This window comes from Yoonia sp. SDW83-1, from assembly GCF_046762885.1.
In the GTDB taxonomy this organism is placed as follows: domain Bacteria; phylum Pseudomonadota; class Alphaproteobacteria; order Rhodobacterales; family Rhodobacteraceae; genus Yoonia.
This window is the reverse complement of record NZ_JBKQXO010000043.1, coordinates 1-1594: the sequence shown is the minus strand read 5'-3', so window position 1 is coordinate 1594 and position 1594 is coordinate 1. Positions and strand designations below refer to the sequence as shown.

1 protein-coding gene is annotated in these 1594 nt (G+C 49.9%); it reads left to right on the top strand.

All coding sequences use genetic code 11. The annotated features are described in order from the left end of the window. The first annotated feature begins 365 nt into the window (after positions 1-365). Positions 366-1412 (top strand): Hint domain-containing protein, encoded by a 1047-nt coding sequence (locus tag ACFWW4_RS22645; protein WP_411892903.1) that lies wholly within the window; start codon positions 366-368, stop codon positions 1410-1412. Positions 1413-1594: the final 182 nt, after the last annotated feature.

The window sequence follows — 1594 nt, the reverse complement described above, 5'->3', positions numbered from 1 at the left end:
CGGCAGAGAGCCCATTGCGGAGGTGGCTTAGTCGCGCTGCGTGCGCTCGCAGCATGAAAACTTCCTGCGTTGTCGCGAATTCATTGCTGCATCGCAGAGGTTAATGCGGTCGTTCAGACGGCTTGTGGTAAATCCAAGGTTGTGAGTTCACATTACGCAGGCATTCGCTGCTCCGTGATTATTCCGAGATCGCAATCCTTGAGGTTTTTGCCCGCCTGAGACGGGAACGGCAGAATATCGACAGCGCACGCCTGAGGGTTGCTGGATGTTTGCGTTCATGCAAGGATTGTAGCGCGGGATCGCTCTAAGGGAGTTACGGGCAAGCAGCTCTCGCGTTACTATGCTTGAATTGCTGGGATCGAAATATGCCGTCATTCTTCCTTTGGACACCTGCGGATTTTGGTACGGCTGGATTTATCACAGGTGGAACTTTTACGATGACGGGCGCGCCCGATGTTGTTGACGTTACTGATGATGACCTCATTTTTCATGATATCGATCAACCGAACAGCGGTAGCATAGTCGATCCGAACGATCCGCAAACACTCACTAATAATGCAGTATTGGATGGCACGCTTGCTGGTACTGCCGGCGAGAACATTTACAATGCAGCCGAAGCAACCATTACGAACAATACAACAGGTGAAACTGGGCGGTTTCTGTACATCACAATTGGCGATGAAGCTACTGCTGCCACTTTTGAAGGGTACGCGTCAACAATTGAGATTAATACAGGAGACTCGTTTACAATTTCGGGCTTCACCCCAACAGCTGACGAGCCCTACACTAACCTCGTCGTCTGCTTTTCGAGCGGTACGCTTTTACGTACAGATAGCGGTATCAAAGCAATTGAATGCCTGGAAGTTGGCGACGTACTGTATACCTTTGATAACGGTTTGAAGCCGATACGCTGGATTGGTCACCGACACCTCAATGAAATAACGCTTTGTGCTAACCCAAATCTAAGGCCCATCCGTATCAAAGCGGGTGCGTTGGCCAAGAATGTTCCGCTGCACGATCTGATTGTATCGCCCCAGCATCGTATCCTCATTAGATCAAAGATCGCGATCCGAATGTTTGACACAAACGAGATCTTTGTACCTGCAAAACACCTGCTTGCGCTGCCCGGAGTCGAAATCGCCAAGGATATTGCATCAGTTACTTACTTTCACGTCATGTGTGATGAACACGAGATTATTGAAGCCGAAGGTGCACTGGCCGAAACACTCTACACGGGCACTGAAGCGTTAAAAGCGATGGCGCCAGCCGCTGAACGGGAAATCAACGACATATTTGGCGAAGTGCCTTATCTTGACCGCCCACTCGCTCGGCTGACACCGAAAGCTAGACTAGCTAAAAAATTGGTCGAACGTCATGTAAAGAACGGCAAGGAACTGGTACAAATAGCATAGAGCGACCGCTTTTTCCGCCTTTAGATTGTTGGAACAGACCGAAGCAAAAGGTCGGTGTGTGAACAGTTAGGGCAGGTCCGCATGAACGACTGCTTCTGTGAAATGTTCTGCGTTGCCAAATGCTCGGCGCTGCACATGTGAAATGTTTCTGCGTCAGAAAGAGCTGCACCTGCACAAGTCCG